The organism is Alcaligenes sp. (assembly GCF_050255915.1).
GTDB lineage: Bacteria > Pseudomonadota > Gammaproteobacteria > Burkholderiales > Burkholderiaceae_B > Alcaligenes > Alcaligenes aquatilis.
Genome location: NZ_JBFWIQ010000003.1, coordinates 228,824 through 246,332, shown reverse-complemented (window position 1 = coordinate 246,332; position 17,509 = coordinate 228,824). Strand labels below are relative to the sequence as shown.

Below are 17,509 nucleotides of genomic sequence, written 5' to 3'. Positions count from 1 at the left end.
GCTCAAAGAACGAGTGTAGCCCGCCCCCGCCCTGCCCTAAAAGCCTTGTCACACGCTGACAAGAAAATACTCCGATAGCCGCTTCACAAGATCGATACCCCTCAATATTGCATTACTGCGTTGCAAAATCTGGCCTTTTACCTTGCTGACAAACAGGGTAAAGTCTCTGGGCTTCGTAAATGAAAGGCATTATCAATGAGCATTACCCCCGTTCCAGGTGCCCTCCCGCGCTATACCCTCGTAGCACGTACTTTGCACTGGTTGATGGCCCTGGCCCTGACTGCACTGGTGACCGTGGGCTACGTCATGAAAACCTTGCCCCTGTCACCTCTAAAACTGCAAGTCTACTCCTGGCACAAATGGGCGGGCATTTCCCTACTGGTGCTGGTGATCCTGCGCCTGCTCTGGCGTTTGTTGAACCGCCCCCCTGCTCTGCCCGCTGGCATGTCGTCTTTCAGCCGGGCTCTGGCCCACTGTGGTCATGCTGCTTTGTACCTGCTGATGATTGGCATTCCTCTGACGGGCTGGTTGATGAGTTCGGCCAAAGGTTTCCAGACGGTGTGGTTTGGCGTGATCCCCCTGCCCGATCTGGTGTCCAAAGATAAACCTTTGGGCGAGTTGCTGGTCCAAGTCCACATCTTTTTGAATTACGCCCTGATTGCCATGGTCAGCCTGCACATTCTGGCGGCTTTAAAGCATCAGTTCATAGACCGTGACGGCTTGCTAGGCCGCATCACCTTTACTTTAGGTAAAGCCAAATCATGAAAAAATCTGTCTTCGTGCCTCTGCTGATCGGCGCCTTGGGCCTGAGCGCCAGCCTGTCGGCCAATGCCAAGAACTACCAGGCCCTGGACACCCAAAATAGCGAAATCGGCTTTCAGTATTCCCAAATGGGCGTGAAGCTGGACGGCCAGTTCCGCCAATTTGAGGGCGAACTGAATTTCAACCCCGACGCCCTGGATCAATCCAAGGTCGTACTGAAAGTCGCACTGGATAGCGTTGACACCGGCTCCGAAGAAGCCGATGACGAATTACAGGACGTGCGCTGGTTCGATATTGATGCACATCCCCAGGCCGTTTTCAGCTCCAAAAGTTTCCGCGCCGTCAGCGCCCAGCACTATGAAGTGCAAGGCATCCTGCAAATCAAAGGCCGTGAACAGCCCATCACCGTGATGGCGACCATGACCCCCGAAGGTGACAAAGCCACTTTCAGCGGCGCCTTTGACATCAAGCGTGGCGATTTTTCTATCGGTGAGGGTTCCTGGTCCAGCTATGACATCGTGGCCAACGAGATCACCGTCAACTTCAAGATTGATGCGAAATAAGCAGACGCATCAACGTCTCCTCCCCGTATAAACAAGGATTGCACCCTTATGATCAAGCCCGTGATTGCCCTGTCAGCTAGTTTTCTATTGGCTTTTGCCGCTCAGGCCGCGCCGGTCACTTATCAGGTTGAACCCAGCCACACCTTCGTCCACTTCAGTTACAAGCATTTGGGCTTGAGCACCCAAAGCCAGCGATTTAACAAGTCACAAGGTACCGTCACCCTGGACCAGGAAGCCAAAACCGGCAGCATTGACATGAAAGTCGATACCCGTTCGGTCAGCACTGGCTTTGCCCTGTTCGACGAACACATCCAGGGCAAGGATTACTTTGATACCGCGCAGTTCCCCGAGGCCACCTTCGTGTCCAAGGACATTCAGTTCGACGGGGACAAGCCCGTATCTGCTCAAGGCGATCTGACCATCAAGGGGATTACCAAGCCCGTGACCATGACCATTGAGTCCTTCCTGACGATGCCCCAACACCCGATGTTGAAAAAGCCCGCTCTGGGCGCGGACGGCAAGATCACGGTCAAGCGCAGCGACTTTGGCATGCCGGCCAATGTGCCCCACGTGGGCGACGAGGTCACCATTCGTATTGCACTGGAAGCCATCGCCCCCTAACCCAGACTTGCCCATCGGCATGGAAATCTGATTACAGAATTTCCTGCACCACTTCCAAGGGACGCGCCAGACGCGTCCCTTTTGCTGTGACCACGATAGGACGGTTCAACAAGATAGGATTGGCTTCGATGGCTGCCAGCAAGTCCTCATCGCTTAGATCAGGATTGCCCAGATTCAGCTCGCTGTAAATGGCTTCTTTGCTACGCATAGCCTCACGCACCGTCAAGCCTGCAGCCGCAATCAGCGCCTTGAGTTCGCTACGTGTCAAAGGAGTTTTCAGGTACTCGATGATCTCCGGTTCCAGACCTTTTTCACGCATCAGGGCCAAGGCATTACGCGAAGTACTGCAGCGCGGATTATGATAGATTTTGCTCATGACAGTCTTTGACTTCCTATAAACCGTATTCAGGCGAACAATAGTAGCCCAGCGCCGCCGGATACGTCATCTGGGTAGCTTGCCACAGCCAGGCCAGCGTCTGCATTTCGCCAGGAGAACACATGATCGACCTGTATTACTGGACTACTCCCAACGGACATAAAGTCACCCTGTTTCTGGAAGAGTCCGGTCTGCCTTACACCATCCACCCCATCAATATTGGCCAGGGCGATCAATTCAAACCCGAGTTTCTGCGTATCGCTCCCAATAACCGTATTCCCGCCATTGTTGACCAGGCCCCGCAAGACGGCGGCGAGCCTATCGCCCTGTTCGAGTCCGGCGCCATTCTGCAATACCTGGCAGAAAAAACCGGCCAGTTCCTGTCTGCCGACTTGCGAGTCCGCACCGAAACCTTGCAATGGCTGTACTGGCAAATGGGGGGACTGGGCCCCATGGCAGGTCAAAACCACCACTTCAATGTTTATGCCCCTGTCAAAATCGAGTACGCCATTGACCGCTATGTGCGTGAGACCGGCCGCCTCTACGGTGTGCTGAACAAACATCTGGCACAGCACGACTTTATCGCCGGAGACTACTCCATTGCCGATATGGCCAGTTATCCCTGGATTGTCTCCCACCAGCGCCAAAGCCAGAACCTGGACGACTTCCCAAATGTGAAACGGTGGTTTGAGCGTATTGGCGAGCGCCCCGCGACCCGCCGAGCCTACGCCTTGACTGAGCAGATCAACCCCGGTTCGCCTGCACATGACCCCAAGGCACACCAAATCCTCTTTGGCCAAGATTCCAACACTATCCGATAGGACTGATTCCATGACCTTACAGCGCCCCTCTCAGCTGCTGCTTATTGGCCTGACAGCCATGGCTCTGTCTGCGTGTTCCAGCACGCCCAGCAACATCTCCCTGATTCCGACACAAACCCAGGATCAGACTGAAAAGGACGGGGTCTTTACCCAGCCTCTGGATTACAAACATGTCAAACCAGGCTGTACGGGTGAATGCCCACGTCTGGAAGTCAAGTCCCTGATTTTCCCCGGCAATTCCGAGCTGACCAAGCTGGTCGATGAAAGCCTGGCCAACATGACAGTCATTACAGACCGTCATCCCGGTTACCGTGGCTTGAAGGAGTTCGAGAACTACTACTGGGTGACGGCCAATAATCGTGACGAAGTGCACTTATCTGCTCGTACCCGCTATCGCAACCGTGATCTCACCGTGATAGAGCTCAGTTCGGGTATTTATATGACGGGTGCCGCCCACGGCATTACCGCCACCCAGTTCATCAATTGGGACAATCGTCTGAAAGTCGCTTTGCCGGTGGAGCGCATTATTGCTCCCGGCAAGATCAAACCCTTCCAGGAACTGGTTCGCCAAGCCCACAACAACTGGGTTTCCAACCTGAGCGAAGCACGTGAAGACCGCGCTGGCTGGGACAGAATGTGGCCCTTCCAGCCTGCCCAAACGATCGCACTGACCGATCAGGGCTTGCTGGTGAAATACAACCCTTACGAGATCGCTCCCTACTCCTTCGGTCAGCCCGAGTTCCTGCTGCCTTACTCGGAGCTGCGAGGCATCCTGCGTCCGGCCTACCTACCGGCCAATTAAGCATTTGGGTCACATAACGCACACAGGCAGCGCATTTCCGACTGCCTGTTCATAAACACAGTGTGCTCATATGCTATGTCAGGCCCGGCGTCTTTAGTCATACCCAGTCGGCCCCCCCCCGCTCTTAGCGTCCGATCATCCCTCTCTTGCAGGCGCCCATACCATCATGTCTGATAACTTGTTCCGCTTTCACGACCTGTTTGCTCAACTGGGTCTGCCCAACACTCCCGAGGCGATTGCCAGTTTTCTGGAAAAACACCGCCCCTTGCCCAATGACATCCTGCTGGCCGACGCTCCCTTCTGGAACAAGTCTCAGGCCGAGTTCATTCGGGAGAAACGATTGCTGGACTCTCCCGAATGGATCCAGATCATTGACCAGTTAAGCGAAGCCCTGCGTCAAACAACTGGTGTGCTGAACCTGTCAGGCCCTTGCCGCGTTCTGGCCCTGTCAGGCAGTCTACGTCAACGCTCCTTCAACACCGCCCTGGCACATGCCGCTCAAGCCCTGGCCCCGCAAGGGATGAGCATCGATGTGGCGACCCTGCACGGTATTCCCTTGTATGACGGTGATATCGAGAGCAAGGACGGCATTCCAGAGGCCGTGCTGAGCTTGAAGGAAAAGATCCTGAGCGCCGATGCCCTGCTGCTGGTCACCCCGGAATACAACAACGGCGTCCCCGGTGTATTCAAAAACGGGATCGACTGGTTGTCCCGTACGGATATGAAAACTATCTTTTCGGGCCGCATTACGGGACTGATCGGTGCCTCCATGGGTGGCTTTGGCACGATCTCTTCCCAGACAGCCTGGTTGCCTACCCTGAAAATGCTGGGCGTGTCCCTGTATAGCGGCAGCTCTTTACTGGTGTCTCGTGCGCAGAACTCCTTTGATGCGGAAGGCAAGCTGCAAGATGAGACTATCCAGAAAATGCTGAGCAGCTACCTCCAGGGCTTCCAGACCTTTGTGCATGCTTCGCAGATGGCCAAGGCGCAAGAAAGAAAAAGCTAATTAAGCAGCAACAGCTCAAAAAGCTTATAGGACTTTGCCTATAGGGCCGCTAAAACCTGAGCCGATAAGTGGGGTCATGTCGTAGGAAGCCCGAATCACTAGACAACCTCAGAATCGCAGCAACAAAAAAAAGGAGCCTTGAAGGCTCCTTTTTCCATCCTGTCCCTGGCTCAAGGCTGCACAGGCTTGTCAAAACGGTCCAGGTCAAAATACCGACTGGTACTGTCCGACGAAGCGGGCTTGGAGCTTGAGCTATCCGCTGCAGGAGCGGGTTCTGGTTCTACCGTCACGGTTTGCACCCGGTTCAGATCAGGCTGCTCTACCCGCTCAGGCACACCATAGGTCTGTACCGCGCCACCCGAATACGTCCCCGCTGCAGCCGGTGCTGCAGCCGCTTTGCGTGCAACGGCCTGATCCAGATAGCTGGCCAACTGCTCATGGTTTGCCGAACGTGCCCAATCTGCCGGACTCAAGCCTTGAGCATTTTGCATGCTCGGGTCCGCACCCGCTGCCAAGAGCACATCGACGACTGCCCGTTTGCCTGACAAAGCCGCCATCATCAAAGGACTGGTTCCGTCGGGCGCAGGTGCGTTCACAATCGCTTTTTGAGACAGCAGGTAGCGCACGGTGTCTTCATGCCCTTTAGAGGCGGCGTAGTGCAAAGGCGACCAGCCCACCCGATTCACTTGCCCACCCCGCGCCTGCAGATCACGCAAACGAGCCGTTTCCCCCATCAGGGCCAGATACATCATGGGAGTTTCGCGGGCCTCGTTCTCGATGTTCACATTGGTTTGGCGATTGGCCAGCAAAGTGTCCACCACTTTCCAGGACTTGTTGCGGATCGCCAGCATCAAAGAAGGATTACCCTTAGCATCCAGCGCATTGGGATTCGCTCCCTTAATGAACTCCTGCTCAATGATATTCGGGCGATCATTTTCCAGCGCCAAGTACCAGTTTCGGCTTTCCAGCTCCGGCTCCTGCGCCGACACGGAGGCTGATAGCAGAAAGGCCAAAGGAAGCACCATGGAAAGGATGGTTTTATCGAGTATTTTTCTTTTATAAATCATCTTATTAAATCCTTTTCATAAAGTGCTTTATTAATTTATGAAAGTACAGAGGGGGTTGCTTAACGCCGCATTTTTTTATGCTCAGGCGGACTCCAAGAACCCACAAAACGGTTTAAGAAACACAGCTAAGCTATTGATTATCAATAAAAAACATAATTTTATATCCATTTCCCTCCAAACCAGAAAAGGGAGGAAAATTATGAAAATTTTTATTTTTATATTTAAAATCAATAGATTAAACACCAATCCTAAAGCATCAGATTAACTTCAACGCATGTCTCAGCAAGACCGTGAACCTTGAGCTAAACCACGACTAGGGCCTCAAAAAACCTCTAAACAAGATTAAATTAAAGCCGTACCTTACTGAATAATTTGAAGAAATTTTCCGTGCTGGCCTCTTCCACTTCCTTGACCGAGATCCCGCGCAGCTCCGCGATCTTCTCGGCCACATGAATGACCAGGGACGGATTGTTCGTTTTGCCTCGATATGGCACAGGAGCCAGAAACGGCGAGTCCGTTTCGATCAGCAAACGATCCAGCGGCACTCGTTGTGCCACATCTTGCAGTTGGGTGGCGTTCTTGAAGGTCACAATCCCGGAAAAAGAAATGTAAAAATTCAAATCCAAAGCCGCTTGTGCCACTTCCCAGGTCTCAGTAAAACAGTGCATCACGCCCCCGGCAATCTGCGCCTGCTCTTCGCGCATGATGGCAATGGTGTCTTCACTGGCCGAACGGGTATGAATGATCAAGGGTAGACCCGATTCGCGGCTGGCACGGATATGGGTGCGGAAACGCTCACGTTGCCAATCCAAGGGTTCCTGCAAGCGGTAATAGTCCAGACCCGTCTCGCCAATCGCCACTACCTTGGGATCTTGGGCATGCCGGATCAGCTCCTGGACGGTAGGCTCAGTGACTTTCTCGTAATCCGGATGCACTCCGACCGAAGCAAACAGATGGCCGTGAGGACGCACCAGGTCCATCAAACCGGGCCAATCGTCCATATCCACGCTGACCACCAGCGCACAGCCCACCTGGTTCTGGCGCATCCTGTCCAGGATGTCGTCCAGATTTTCAGCAAGTTCAGGGAAATTAAGATGGCAATGCGAATCAACAAACATGGTTAGACGGTACTTTTTTAAACACGACGACATGCCTGGTGCAATCGGTCCAGGACATGATGAATAAACAATTTAGCATTGAGTGGATGATTGCCCAGCGCCTTTTGCTGGACCAGCCACTTCAGGGCTTCTGTTACCGCCGTGGTGTTGGATTGGGCGGCCAAGGCATCAATGCGTTTTTGCAAAGAAGGATAGTAACGCGCCGGTTGAGCAAAACTACCCAGTTCAATATCGACAAACAAGCGCTGCCAATGGTCGATCCACTCTTGGGCAGGCAGTTTTTCCAGCGTATCGGCCAAGGACAAATCCGCCTCACGACCCGCTTTCAACACCCCATCCATCCAGGCGCTGAGCCAGTCCGGACACGGTGCATTCATCTCCTGACTGGCACTGAGTGCTTTGAGCGGTGCTCCTCCCCAGGCAGCCAACCAGTCCGAGGCTTGATCCACGCCTTGTTGCTCCAGCCATTGCACCGCTTGCTGGGCATGGGGTGCCGGCAAGGGCAAACGGCGGCAACGCGATACCAGTGTGGGCAAGAGTCGGTCTGGGGCATCGGCAACCAGCAGGAAAACGGTACGTTCAGCCGGCTCCTCCAGAACCTTCAGCAAGGCATTAGCCGACACCAGATTCAAGGCTTGGGCCGGATAGAGCACTGCCACGCGCCAGCCCCCTCGGTGGGTGCCGGTATTGAACCAATGTTGCAACTGACGCAATTGCTCCACCCGGATTTCCCGAGAGGGATTTTTGCGAGCGGCCGACTCTTTGGCCAAGTCCCCGTCCTGAGTATCCGGCCCCTGCTCTTGCAGAGCAAGCGCATCCGGGCGCAGTAAACGTAAATCGGGATGGTTTCCCCCCCGCACCCACTGACAGGCCTGACAGTGCCCACAAGCCAGCCCCTGCACAGGCTGGTCGCACAATAAACTGGCTGCGGCTGCACGAGCGAATTGCGTCTTGCCGATGCCCGGCAGACCGTGGATCAGCCAGGCATGGGCAAAACGCTCCTGATGACCCAGCCAGCTTTGAGCAGTCTCGATTTGCCAGGGTAGAAAAGTCAAACTATCAGACACCGTATTGCCTCAAGGTTGCACAACAAAAGGCCTGATTCGCACAGGAAGGGCAAGGCAATCGCCCCCGCTTGAACAGCCCAGCGCACATTGTAATATGAACCGGTAAAATGCCTGCTCCACTACCAAGGATAATGAAGTGAGCTTATTGATCGGGCTGGCCGCCAAAGCGCGCTCAGGCAAAGATACCGTCGCCAATCTGCTACTGGCACACAACCCTTTATTGGCTGCCTATGCCTTGGCCGACCCCGTAAAAATGGGCTGCGAAGTGCTATTTGGTCTAAGCCCAGCCCAGGCCTGGACCGACGACAGTCTGAAAGAAGTGCCTATTGCCCTGTGGCAACGCTCCCCCAGACAGTGCTTTCAGCTACTAGGGACCGACTGGATGCGCCAGCGTGACCCCGATCACTGGCTGCGCCGTGCCCAGCATGTACTGGAATTTGGCCCTGGCGCCCCCCTTGCCAGAGACGTTCAGGATTACTCGGTCTGGGCGCTGGCCTTGGCCGCGATTTACGGCATGGTGCCCGAACACCTGGATGATAAGCGTGCTGATCACATTGACGCCTTTTGGGGTTTGAGCCCGCGTCAGGCGGCCGAGCACTTGCGTAATCAGGTTCTAGCCACCTATCCGGATTACGAGCAGCGTCGCCAAAGCTTGCCCCTGTCCCTGCCCAGCCACCAGCTTCCTGATATGAGTCAGGCCCGTTGCCTGCTGATCAAAGACATTCGTTACGAAAACGAGGCCAATTTCATCCGTGAGCATGGCGGGGAAATCTGGCATATCGAACGCCCGGGCAACCCGGTGATCAGCCAGCACTCGTCTGAATGGGGCGTAGAACGCGCTCCCCAAGACTATCTGATTCAAAATAATGCGGGCCTGGAAGAGCTCGCCAACAAGGTCCATGATTTGTGGGCCGGGTTCGCGCAAAGGCACGGTTTGGAGCGCTGACTCACGGTCACCACAATAGCAAAGCCCGATACGCGCCCCCAGGCATTGGGCCAGCAGCATTCAGGCCCCTGAGGGGCCTGATCTGGTTTTAACGCTTCAGAATATATTTGGCGACGGCCCGATTATGTGCAGCCAGATTGGCCGAGAACTCGCTGGTTCCATCCCCACGCGATACAAAATAATAGAAATTATGTTTTTCGGGATGCAAGGTCGCCATTAAGGAAGCCTTACCGGGACTGGCAATCGGCGTGGGTGGCAATCCATTGCGCGTGTACGTGTTCCAGGGCGTATCGGTCGTCAAATCACGCTTGCGAATACGGCCCTCATAAGCCGAACCCATGCCGTAAATAACCGTCGGGTCTGTCTGCAAAGGCATGCCGACACGCAAACGATTCATGAATACCCCAGCCACGCGTGCCCGGTCCTGGCTATGGCCAGTCTCACGTTCCACGATAGAGGCCATGATCAAGGCTTCATACGGGGTCTTCAAGGGCAAATCCGCGTCCCGGTCCGCCCAAAGCTGCTCCAGCAGTTCCTGCTGGGCCTGAAAACCGCGACGCAGAATGTCGATATCCGCCGTACCGGGCACAAAGACATAGGTATCGGGATAGAACAAACCTTCTGGATGAGACGCCTCCACACCAAAGCGCTTCAATAAATCTGCATCGCTCACCTCGCTCAAGGTCTGTCGAACCTGAGGGTTGCTTGCCAGCGTGTCACGTATGCGTTGATAGGTCCACCCCTCGGGAATGGTCAAACGGGTCTGCAGCATATTGCCGCTGGACATGCGCTCCATCACCACCCACGGTGTATCCCCGCGTACCGCCTCATAAGCCCCCGCTTGCAAGGAGGTATCCAGACCAGAGAGACGCGCCATCCAGACAAAGGCATCTTCCTGAATATCGATCCCGGCCTGCTGCATACTGCGCGCAATCGCACGGGGACCTGAACCGGCAGGGACCACATAATCGATGCGTTCGGCACGCATCGTCACGGGCTGCTTCTTGGCCCAATACCAGGCACCACCCGCTATCACACAGGCGACTACCAACCAAAGGCCCAACAGGGCAGAGAAGATCTTGACAGTTTTTTTCATGCGAGCGCTATTGTAAACAGAATAAGGCGGCGTATTCCTGAATATGTGTCACAGCCCAACACAGAAACTGGGATCAGTCAGCACCGCCCTCTCCTTCCACCCAGCCCATGCCCTGATTCCAGCGGGGGTATGCCCCTAGAACCAGCCTCGCACACGGTATCATTGATGTTTAAATTTATTTTTTCGCTCAGCCATGACCGGAATGCCTGCTCCCTCCTCTTTCGCCCTGCCAGATTTGTGCGTCCTCCAGTTCCAAGGAGCCGATGCCGTGTCTTTTCTCCATGCTCAAGTCAGCAATGATTTGGAACACCTGGCTGCCGACCGTGCCTGCATCGCGGCCTATTGCACCGCCAAAGGTCGCAGCTTGGCCACCATGGTGTTGTGGCGCGAGCAGAACGAAACGGTCTTTGCCCTGGTCCGCCGTGATCTTAGCGAAGCCCTGATCAAGCGCTTACGCATGTTCGTGCTGCGCAGCAAAGTCGCGATCAGCCTGGCCGAGTTACAGGTTTACGGTGTGGCCGATTCGTCCGCTGCCCAAGCCGTCTGGAATGTGCGGCGCGAAGGTGGCGACACCCTGATTCAGGCCCCCGGCGATCTGGACGGCTTGAATCGTCACTGGCGAATTTCTCCCCAGCAGGACGCAAACGCTCAGACTTCTGAAGGTCGTTGGGAAACGGCAGATATTTTGGCCGGCTTGCCCTGGATCAGCGCCGACACGCAGGATTTGTTCATTCCCCAGACCCTGAACATGGATCTGATCGATGGCATCAACTTCAAGAAAGGCTGTTATCCGGGCCAGGAAGTCGTGGCTCGCAGCCACTATCGAGGCACGATCAAACGGCGCATGATGGCCGCACGTACCGCCGTTCTGGACACGGCACCACAGACGCCGGAAGCTGCCGATGTGTTTTTGGTCTCGCAGAATGCGGAACCGCTGGCCGCCGCGCGCATTATCAACCGCGCCTGGCATAACGGGCAGCAACGTCTGTATGTCTTGATGGAAGTGGTACTGGCGGACCTGGAACAAGGCCAGTTTCAACTGGAGCAAGGACAGGCGCTGGAACTGCAGCCCCTGCCCTACGCACTGCCAGAACTTAGTGCTTCTGACGGTACAAATTAAGAATGCTGGAGAAATCCAGCCCTGCATTCTGACCTTGTGCGGCGTGCAGGGCGAACAGGTTGCGTGCCAGTTCGCCCAAAGGCGTCGCGCTGTTCTGGCTGACAGCCGCATCGGCTGCCAGACCCAGGTCTTTGAGCATCAGGCCCGTGGCAAAGCCGCCCTGATAATCACGCGAAGCCGGTACATCCGGCATCACCCCAGGCCAGGGGTTGTACAGCTCGGTTGCCCAGTTTCGACCGGAACTGCGCGCCATGATGGTCGACAGCACGGCAGGGTCCAGACCGTGGGCAACGCCCAAAGCCAAGGCTTCAGCAGTACCCGCCATCAAAATCCCCAAGAGCATATTGTTGCAAATCTTGGCAACCTGACCCGCACCGGCTTTACCCGCGTGGAAAATGTTCTTGCCCATGGCATCCAAGTAAGGGCGCGCCTTTTCCAGGGCCTGATCCTCGCCCCCGACCATAAAGGTCAAGGTGCCAGCAATGGCGCCACCGGTCCCACCGGAGACCGGCGCATCCAGCATTAACAGACCCAGCTTGCTGGCTTTGGCCGCCAGATCCTGGCTGGTTTGCGCATCAATGGTGCTGCAATCGACCAGCACCGTACCGGGGGCCACAGTCTGCAGCAAGCCGTTCTCGCCCTCGTAAACCTGGCGAACATGGCGGCCAGCAGGCAGCATGGTAAAGACCATCTGCGCGTCTTGGGCGATTTGCACCGCCGATTCCCCCACCTGTGCCCCTGCTGCCTGCAGTTCCTGCATGGCTTGCGCATTCAAGTCAAAGACTTTCAGGCTATGACCGGCTTTAAGCAGATTCAGCGCCATGGGTTTACCCATATGGCCCAGCCCGATAAATGCAATCGTGTTACTCATTTTGTCTCCTCGTCATTATGAAAGCGGCGCCGTCTGGCGCCGCAGCGGTCTGCCTGGGTTACAGGTCAGCCAAGGGATGAGTCGTTTCTGCCGGCCAGGCAGGAACAAAAAACCGTTCCACCCAGCGTGCATCCGCCTGTTCCAGCGAGGCAGGATTCCAGCGCGGCTGTTTGTCTTTATCAATCAGCAGTGCCCGTATGCCTTCCTGGAAGTCGCCCTGTACGCCACATTGCAGCGACACTATGTATTCCAGACGGAAAACATCGGCCAAAGACAGGTGATGCACCTTCTCCAGCAGCTCAAAGGACAAACGAGCCGAGCCAGGCGCACCTTTGGCGAAGGTTTGCGCGGCACGGGACAACCAGGGGTCGGCACTGCCCTGCCACTGCTGCAGAGCCTGTGTAATGCGTTCAAATTCACGGCTGGCGCAGACATCACGCAGCATGGCGTAGTTCTGCTCCAGCGGGCCGCTATCGGGGCGAGCGCCATCCGCCAAACGACGCAGGATCTGATGCACGCTGCTGTCACACACAGCGCGATCATCGGACCAGTTTGTGGTTTGCAGGGCCTGGAGCAAGGCGTCGAAATGCACCCGTGGCAAGTAGGCTTCCGCCAGACCCAGGAACAAGCAGTCCGACGCGTTGATTTGTGCGCCACTCAGTGCCAGAAAATGGCCAATGCCGGCGGGCAGATGCGACAGCATCCAGGTGCCGCCCACATCGGGAAACAGGCCAATGGAGATCTCGGGCATGGCAAAACGCGTGGTATCGGTTACCACACGATGGCTGGCGCCGTTGAACAGGCCCACGCCCCCGCCCATCACAATCCCGTCACCCCAGCACAAAATCGGCTTGGGAAAGGTATGAATCAGATAGTCCAGGCGGTATTCCACATCGAAAAATTCGCGGGCGTACTCGTTATTCCAGGCCGAGCCACCCTGGTTCTTTTGCATGGAGGCGTACAGCGAATGCAGATCGCCCCCTGCGCACAGCGCCTTTTCTCCGGCACCGTGCAACACGATCATGGCAATACTGGAGTCCTGCGCCCATTCCTGAAACTGCTTGAACAGCAGTTGGCACATCTCCAAATTAAGTCCATTCAGGGCTTGCGGGCGGTTCAGCGTAGCAACACCAATCGCCTTTCCGTTCTGGCCGGGCAGGCGATCAAACAAAACAGAATCCGTCATCGAATATCAGCTCCAAGATCAATGATTTGTCGTGCGATGATGACACGCATGATCTCGTTTGTGCCTTCCAGAATCTGGTGCACCCGAGTATCGCGCACCAGTCGCTCCACAGGATAATCCTTCAAGTAACCATAACCGCCAAAGAGCTGTTGCGCATCCACGCAGGCCTGAAAACCCAGATCCGTGGCCATGCGTTTGGCCATGGCGCAGTACGTGCTGGCCTGACTGCTGCCGGCGTCCAGGTGCGAGGCGGCCAGACGCACCATTTGACGAGCAGCCACGACACTGGTCAGGATATCGGACAATTTGAATTGCAGGGCCTGGAACTGATCCAGACTCTTGCCGAACTGGCGGCGCTCCTGCATGTATTGGCGGGCGGCATCATAAGCGCCTTGGGCGGCTCCTACCGAGCAACAAGCGATATTGATACGGCCACCGTCCAGGCCCTTCATGGCCAGCTTGAAGCCCTCACCTTCCTGGCCCAGCATGGCCGAGGCAGGAACACGCACACGCTCAAAGGTAATGCCCCGTGTGGACTGGCTGTTCCAGCCCATCTTCAATTCTTTACGACCGTAGGTAATACCGGCGGCATCAGCAGGTACGGCAAAGGCGGAAATCCCCTTGGGGCCGTCACCGCCGGTACGAGCCATGACCACCAGCAGGTCCGTGTCCCCAGCACCGGAGATAAAGGCTTTGCTGCCACTGATCAGATAATCGTCACCATCACGTTCGGCGCGGGTACGCAGGGAGGCGGCGTCCGACCCCGCACCGGGTTCAGTCAGACAATACGAACCCAATTTCTGGCCACTACTCAGCAACTCCCCCCATTGAGACTTGATCTCCTCCGTACCCCAGGTGCCCACCATCCAGGTCACCATATTGTGGATGGTCAGAAATGCGGTGGTCGACGGGTCAACCGCAGCCATTTCCTCAAATACCAGGCTGGACTCCAGACGTCCCAAGCCCAGACCACCGATGGATTCCGGGGCGTACAAGCCGCAAAAACCCAATTCACCCGCTTTACGGAACGCCTCGATCGGGAAAATCTGTTCCTCGTCCCAACGCGCCGCATGCGGTGCCAGCTCCCCTTGTGCAAACTCGCGAGCCGCTTGCGCAAAAGCGTTCTGATCGTCTGTCAGTATCATGTCTGTCTCCTTATTTTTACCCACCATAATGCGAGCCGCCCCCTTTAGTTGTCGTGCTGATGACAATCAGCATTTTCATAGGGAGCAGCGCCAGGCAGAAGGCGACAGTCTAGCTGAAAGTAGCAGCCTGATGATCAGGCCGGAATGAACTAGGCGCGGACGGGTTTGCGGCGGGGTCTGGCGGCAGCGCGGGCCGCCAGCTTGTGCGCGTAGCGACGACGGCGGGAATCCATCGGGTCAAAGACCAACTCACGGTAGACCTCCACCCGGTCCTGATCCTGCAAGAGCTGATCCAACTGGCAACGTTGGCCATAGACACCGACGTGCAGTGCGTCCAGGCCCTGTTCATCATCCAGCGGTGGCAGGCCGCACTCACGCAGCCCTTCGGCAATTCCTGCCGTTAACAGGGCATCACGGACACAACTGCCCGCAGGCAAACGCAGGGCGGCTTTCCAGACCTGGGCCTGAGTGGCCACAATTACGCTGACGGATAACTCAGTCACCGTAAACCTCTTGGGCGCGGCGCGTAAAGGAGTCGATAAAGCTGTTGGCAACGCGGTTAAAGATGGGACCCACGACCATTTCCAGTGCGCGGCTGGAGAACTCATACTCCATGGTGAACACGATCTTGCAACCGTCTTCGCCCAAAGGAGTAAACTGCCAGTCCCCCGTCAAGGCCGAGAACGGCCCTTTGACCAGGCGCAAGACAATACGGTTGGGATAATCGTGTTCGTTGCGTGTGGTGAAGGTTTGACGAATACCCGCAATGCTGATGGTCACCGAGGCTTCCATCCCCTTTTCGTCGCGCTGATTGACGGTCGCGCCACCACACCAGGGCATGAATTCAGGGTATTTTTCCACCTCTGCAACCAAATCAAACATCTGTTCGCAGCTATAAGGAAGGAGGACGGAGCGTTTTACTGTATGCATCAGGTCTGGTTAATAGATAGAATGTTCTGATTTTACAATCTATGGTTGGCAATTAATTCATGAGTATTGTTGATAATCGCAAGGCTACCCACGAATATTTTATCGAAGAGCGCTTTGAGGCCGGTCTGGTCCTGGAGGGCTGGGAGGTCAAGGCGATCCGAGCTGGTCATGTTCAGCTCAAAGAAAGCTTTGTCATCGTACGCGAAGGCGAGCTGTTTATTATCGGGATGCACGTCAGCGCCTTGCCGACCGCGTCCACCCATATCCGGCCCGATGCTACTCGTACACGTAAACTACTGCTCAAAGCCGAAGAAATCAGCAAGCTGATTGGCAAGGTTGAGCAACGTGGCTACGCCCTGGTTCCCCTGAACCTCCACTACAAGAAAGGTCGTATCAAGCTGGACTTCGGCCTGGGACGCGGTAAAAAACTGCACGATAAACGTGATGTTTCCCGCGACAAAGACTGGAAGCGCGAACAAGAACGCTTGATGAAACACGACACCCGCCGTAAGACGAATGAATAAAAACGGGCTAAAAAGCCCGTTTTGTTCCAAGTCTCAATGTAATTTAACACGAGGGGCGGCCCGTTTGCTGAGCAAACGGCCCAAAGCCAAGGTTGCCGTTCGCGCAACCCCCAAAATCGCCATGTGGTGCATCAAGTGCAGGCTCATATACATAATGCGAGCCAGCAAACCCTCTACAAACCAGCTCTTGCCAGACAGAACCCCCATCAGGCTGCCTACCCCACGGCTATGGCCCACCGAGACCAGTGAGCCGTAGTCCTTGTAGACAAAGGGAGCTTCATCGACCGGCTTGCCTTGAATGCGAGCAGCCAACCGCTTGCGCAAGTAACTGGCTTGCTGGTGTGCGACCTGTGCGCGAGCAGGCAAGAACTGGCCTTCCTTGTCCCAAGGCACTTGCGCGCAATCGCCCAACGCCCAAATATACGGATCGGGCGTAGACAAACAGGCGTCCAGCACCAATTGATTGATCCGGTTAACAGGTAGACCGAGTTGAGCCAAAAAGGCAGGGGCTTCAATCCCTGCGGCCCAGACGCACAAATCGTTGGGATACTGGCCACCGTTCACATCCTCAATGTGATCAGCCGCCAAACGGCTGACCCTCACCGAGGTCCGCACCGCCACACCACGCTGCTCCAGCAGGCTTTGCGCGGTAGCCGATAGCTTGGGCGGCAAGGCGGACAGAATGCGATCGGCACCTTCCAGCAAGGTGATACGCACTTCGCGGTCCGAGCTGCTGCCCGGAATGCTGTAAATGCTTAAATCGGCACGGGCTTCCAGCAACTCGGCTGCCAGTTCTACCCCGGTAGCCCCGCCCCCAACAATATTGATGTACAGGGGCGCCCCCGGTTCACGCTGCGCGCGACGGGTCACACTGATCAGCTCATTGAGCAGCTTCAAACGGAAACGCTCGGCCTGATGAGTCGAGTCCAAGGCCAGCGCATGCTCATGGGTGCCAGGCGTATTGAAGAAATTGGATTTGCTGCCTACGGCCATCACCAGCGTACCGTAGGACAGGCTGCGCTCCGGGAAGACTTCTTCATGGTCGGGTCCCAGGACCGGAGCCAGCGTGATCGTGCGTTGCTCGCGGTCTATGCTGATCATTTCACCCTGAATAAAGGTAAAACCGCAGTCACGCGCCAGCATGAAATACGACAGCCCCTCGCGGTGAATATCCAGGGTACCGGCAGCCACCTCATGCAATGACGGTTTCCAGATATGGTCGCTGTCTTTGTCGACCAAAAAGATATGCTGACGCCCGAACTGACGCCCTAATTTGGCAGCCAGCTCCAGGCCTCCTGCCCCGCCCCCAACAATCACCACTTGATACGACTGCGTAGTAGACATCCACAACTCCTTGGGCCTTGTCTTAAGCAAAGAGAGTATCAGAACCGCCGCCTTATACTTTAAATCAAAACAGATAAGGACTATAGCGATCTGTAGACGCCGCCAGGCGCGTCCAGAAGCACTGACACGTGCAATCACCCGAAT

Annotated in this window: 20 protein-coding genes; 9 read left to right on the top strand and 11 right to left on the bottom strand. The window is 55.8% G+C overall.

Annotated features, from left to right (window positions below):
* Positions 1-195 precede the first annotated feature (195 nt).
* From AB7E06_RS05230 to AB7E06_RS05220, 3 genes are read left to right on the top strand one after another with little or no spacing between them, the layout of a single operon-like run.
* Positions 196-765, top strand: coding sequence for a cytochrome b (locus AB7E06_RS05230; RefSeq protein WP_094196789.1), 570 nt, complete (start codon positions 196-198; stop codon positions 763-765).
* Positions 762-1,325 carry a YceI family protein gene (locus tag AB7E06_RS05225; RefSeq protein WP_094196790.1) on the top strand — a complete coding sequence of 188 codons (564 nt, stop codon included), beginning with the start codon at positions 762-764 and terminating at the stop codon, positions 1,323-1,325. The genes AB7E06_RS05230 and AB7E06_RS05225 overlap by 4 nt, the downstream gene beginning before the upstream one ends.
* Positions 1,326-1,373: 48 nt before the next feature.
* On the top strand, positions 1,374-1,946 hold the full coding sequence (locus tag AB7E06_RS05220) for a YceI family protein (RefSeq protein ID WP_094196791.1): 573 nt from the start codon (positions 1,374-1,376) through the stop codon (positions 1,944-1,946).
* A 31-nt stretch (positions 1,947-1,977) separates the two neighbouring features.
* Here AB7E06_RS05220 and arsC read toward each other — a convergent pair whose 3' ends face one another.
* Positions 1,978-2,322, bottom strand: a complete 345-nt coding sequence (gene arsC / locus AB7E06_RS05215; RefSeq protein WP_094196792.1) for an arsenate reductase (glutaredoxin) — start codon at positions 2,320-2,322, stop codon at positions 1,978-1,980.
* A gap of 122 nt (positions 2,323-2,444) precedes the next feature.
* Here arsC and AB7E06_RS05210 point away from each other — a divergent pair, with 122 nt between their 5' ends.
* From AB7E06_RS05210 to AB7E06_RS05200, 3 genes are all read left to right on the top strand, one after another.
* Positions 2,445-3,143, top strand: a complete 699-nt coding sequence (locus AB7E06_RS05210) for a glutathione S-transferase N-terminal domain-containing protein (RefSeq protein ID WP_427955519.1) — start codon at positions 2,445-2,447, stop codon at positions 3,141-3,143.
* Positions 3,144-3,153: 10 nt separating this feature from the next.
* Positions 3,154-3,945, top strand: coding sequence for an RsiV family protein (locus AB7E06_RS05205; protein ID WP_094196794.1), 792 nt, complete (start codon positions 3,154-3,156; stop codon positions 3,943-3,945).
* Between the two features lie 166 nt (positions 3,946-4,111).
* A complete protein-coding gene (locus AB7E06_RS05200; RefSeq protein WP_121738955.1) occupies positions 4,112-4,951 on the top strand; it encodes a DUF2789 family protein in 840 nt (279 codons plus the stop codon).
* A 170-nt stretch (positions 4,952-5,121) separates the two neighbouring features.
* On the opposite strand, the gene AB7E06_RS05195 is transcribed toward AB7E06_RS05200, so the two are convergent.
* The 3 genes from AB7E06_RS05195 to holB all read right to left on the bottom strand — a co-directional run bounded on the left by AB7E06_RS05195 (position 5,122) and on the right by holB (position 8,203).
* Entirely contained in the window at positions 5,122-6,018 is an 897-nt protein-coding gene (locus AB7E06_RS05195; protein ID WP_249494408.1) for an ankyrin repeat domain-containing protein, read from the bottom strand.
* A gap of 347 nt (positions 6,019-6,365) precedes the next feature.
* Complete coding sequence (locus AB7E06_RS05190) at positions 6,366-7,136, bottom strand: TatD family hydrolase (protein WP_094196797.1); 771 nt, start codon at positions 7,134-7,136, stop codon at positions 6,366-6,368.
* 17 nt (positions 7,137-7,153) lie between these two features.
* A complete protein-coding gene (gene holB / locus AB7E06_RS05185; RefSeq protein ID WP_162988151.1) occupies positions 7,154-8,203 on the bottom strand; it encodes a DNA polymerase III subunit delta' in 1,050 nt (349 codons plus the stop codon).
* A 136-nt stretch (positions 8,204-8,339) separates the two neighbouring features.
* On the opposite strand from holB, the gene AB7E06_RS05180 reads away from it, so the two are divergent.
* Positions 8,340-9,149: a deoxynucleotide monophosphate kinase gene (locus tag AB7E06_RS05180; protein ID WP_264671705.1), complete on the top strand. Its 810-nt coding sequence runs from the start codon at positions 8,340-8,342 to the stop codon at positions 9,147-9,149.
* An 88-nt stretch (positions 9,150-9,237) separates the two neighbouring features.
* Here the strand turns inward: AB7E06_RS05180 and mltG are convergent, their stop codons facing one another.
* Positions 9,238-10,245, bottom strand: a complete 1,008-nt coding sequence (gene mltG / locus AB7E06_RS05175; RefSeq protein ID WP_094196799.1) for an endolytic transglycosylase MltG — start codon at positions 10,243-10,245, stop codon at positions 9,238-9,240.
* A gap of 268 nt (positions 10,246-10,513) precedes the next feature.
* Between mltG and AB7E06_RS05170 the strand changes: the two genes are divergently transcribed.
* Entirely contained in the window at positions 10,514-11,365 is an 852-nt protein-coding gene (locus tag AB7E06_RS05170; RefSeq protein ID WP_427955512.1) for a YgfZ/GcvT domain-containing protein, read from the top strand.
* On the opposite strand, the gene mmsB is transcribed toward AB7E06_RS05170, so the two are convergent.
* From mmsB to AB7E06_RS05145, 5 genes are all read right to left on the bottom strand, one after another.
* A complete protein-coding gene (gene mmsB / locus AB7E06_RS05165) occupies positions 11,340-12,236 on the bottom strand; it encodes a 3-hydroxyisobutyrate dehydrogenase (RefSeq protein ID WP_094196801.1) in 897 nt (298 codons plus the stop codon). The genes AB7E06_RS05170 and mmsB overlap by 26 nt on opposite strands.
* A 58-nt stretch (positions 12,237-12,294) precedes the next feature.
* A complete protein-coding gene (locus tag AB7E06_RS05160; protein WP_427955509.1) occupies positions 12,295-13,422 on the bottom strand; it encodes an enoyl-CoA hydratase/isomerase family protein in 1,128 nt (375 codons plus the stop codon).
* On the bottom strand, positions 13,419-14,567 hold the full coding sequence (locus tag AB7E06_RS05155) for an acyl-CoA dehydrogenase family protein (RefSeq protein ID WP_108727523.1): 1,149 nt from the start codon (positions 14,565-14,567) through the stop codon (positions 13,419-13,421). The genes AB7E06_RS05160 and AB7E06_RS05155 overlap by 4 nt, the downstream gene beginning before the upstream one ends.
* A gap of 149 nt (positions 14,568-14,716) precedes the next feature.
* Positions 14,717-15,070, bottom strand: coding sequence for an RnfH family protein (locus tag AB7E06_RS05150; RefSeq protein ID WP_264671707.1), 354 nt, complete (start codon positions 15,068-15,070; stop codon positions 14,717-14,719).
* Complete coding sequence (locus tag AB7E06_RS05145; protein WP_042480744.1) at positions 15,063-15,497, bottom strand: type II toxin-antitoxin system RatA family toxin; 435 nt, start codon at positions 15,495-15,497, stop codon at positions 15,063-15,065. The genes AB7E06_RS05150 and AB7E06_RS05145 overlap by 8 nt, the downstream gene beginning before the upstream one ends.
* Before the next feature lie 59 nt (positions 15,498-15,556).
* Between AB7E06_RS05145 and smpB the strand changes: the two genes are divergently transcribed.
* Positions 15,557-16,021 (top strand): SsrA-binding protein SmpB, encoded by a 465-nt coding sequence (gene smpB, locus AB7E06_RS05140; RefSeq protein ID WP_042480746.1) that lies wholly within the window; start codon positions 15,557-15,559, stop codon positions 16,019-16,021.
* Between the two features lie 33 nt (positions 16,022-16,054).
* On the opposite strand, the gene AB7E06_RS05135 is transcribed toward smpB, so the two are convergent.
* Positions 16,055-17,365: an NAD(P)/FAD-dependent oxidoreductase gene (locus AB7E06_RS05135; protein ID WP_108727525.1), complete on the bottom strand. Its 1,311-nt coding sequence runs from the start codon at positions 17,363-17,365 to the stop codon at positions 16,055-16,057.
* Positions 17,366-17,509: the final 144 nt, after the last annotated feature.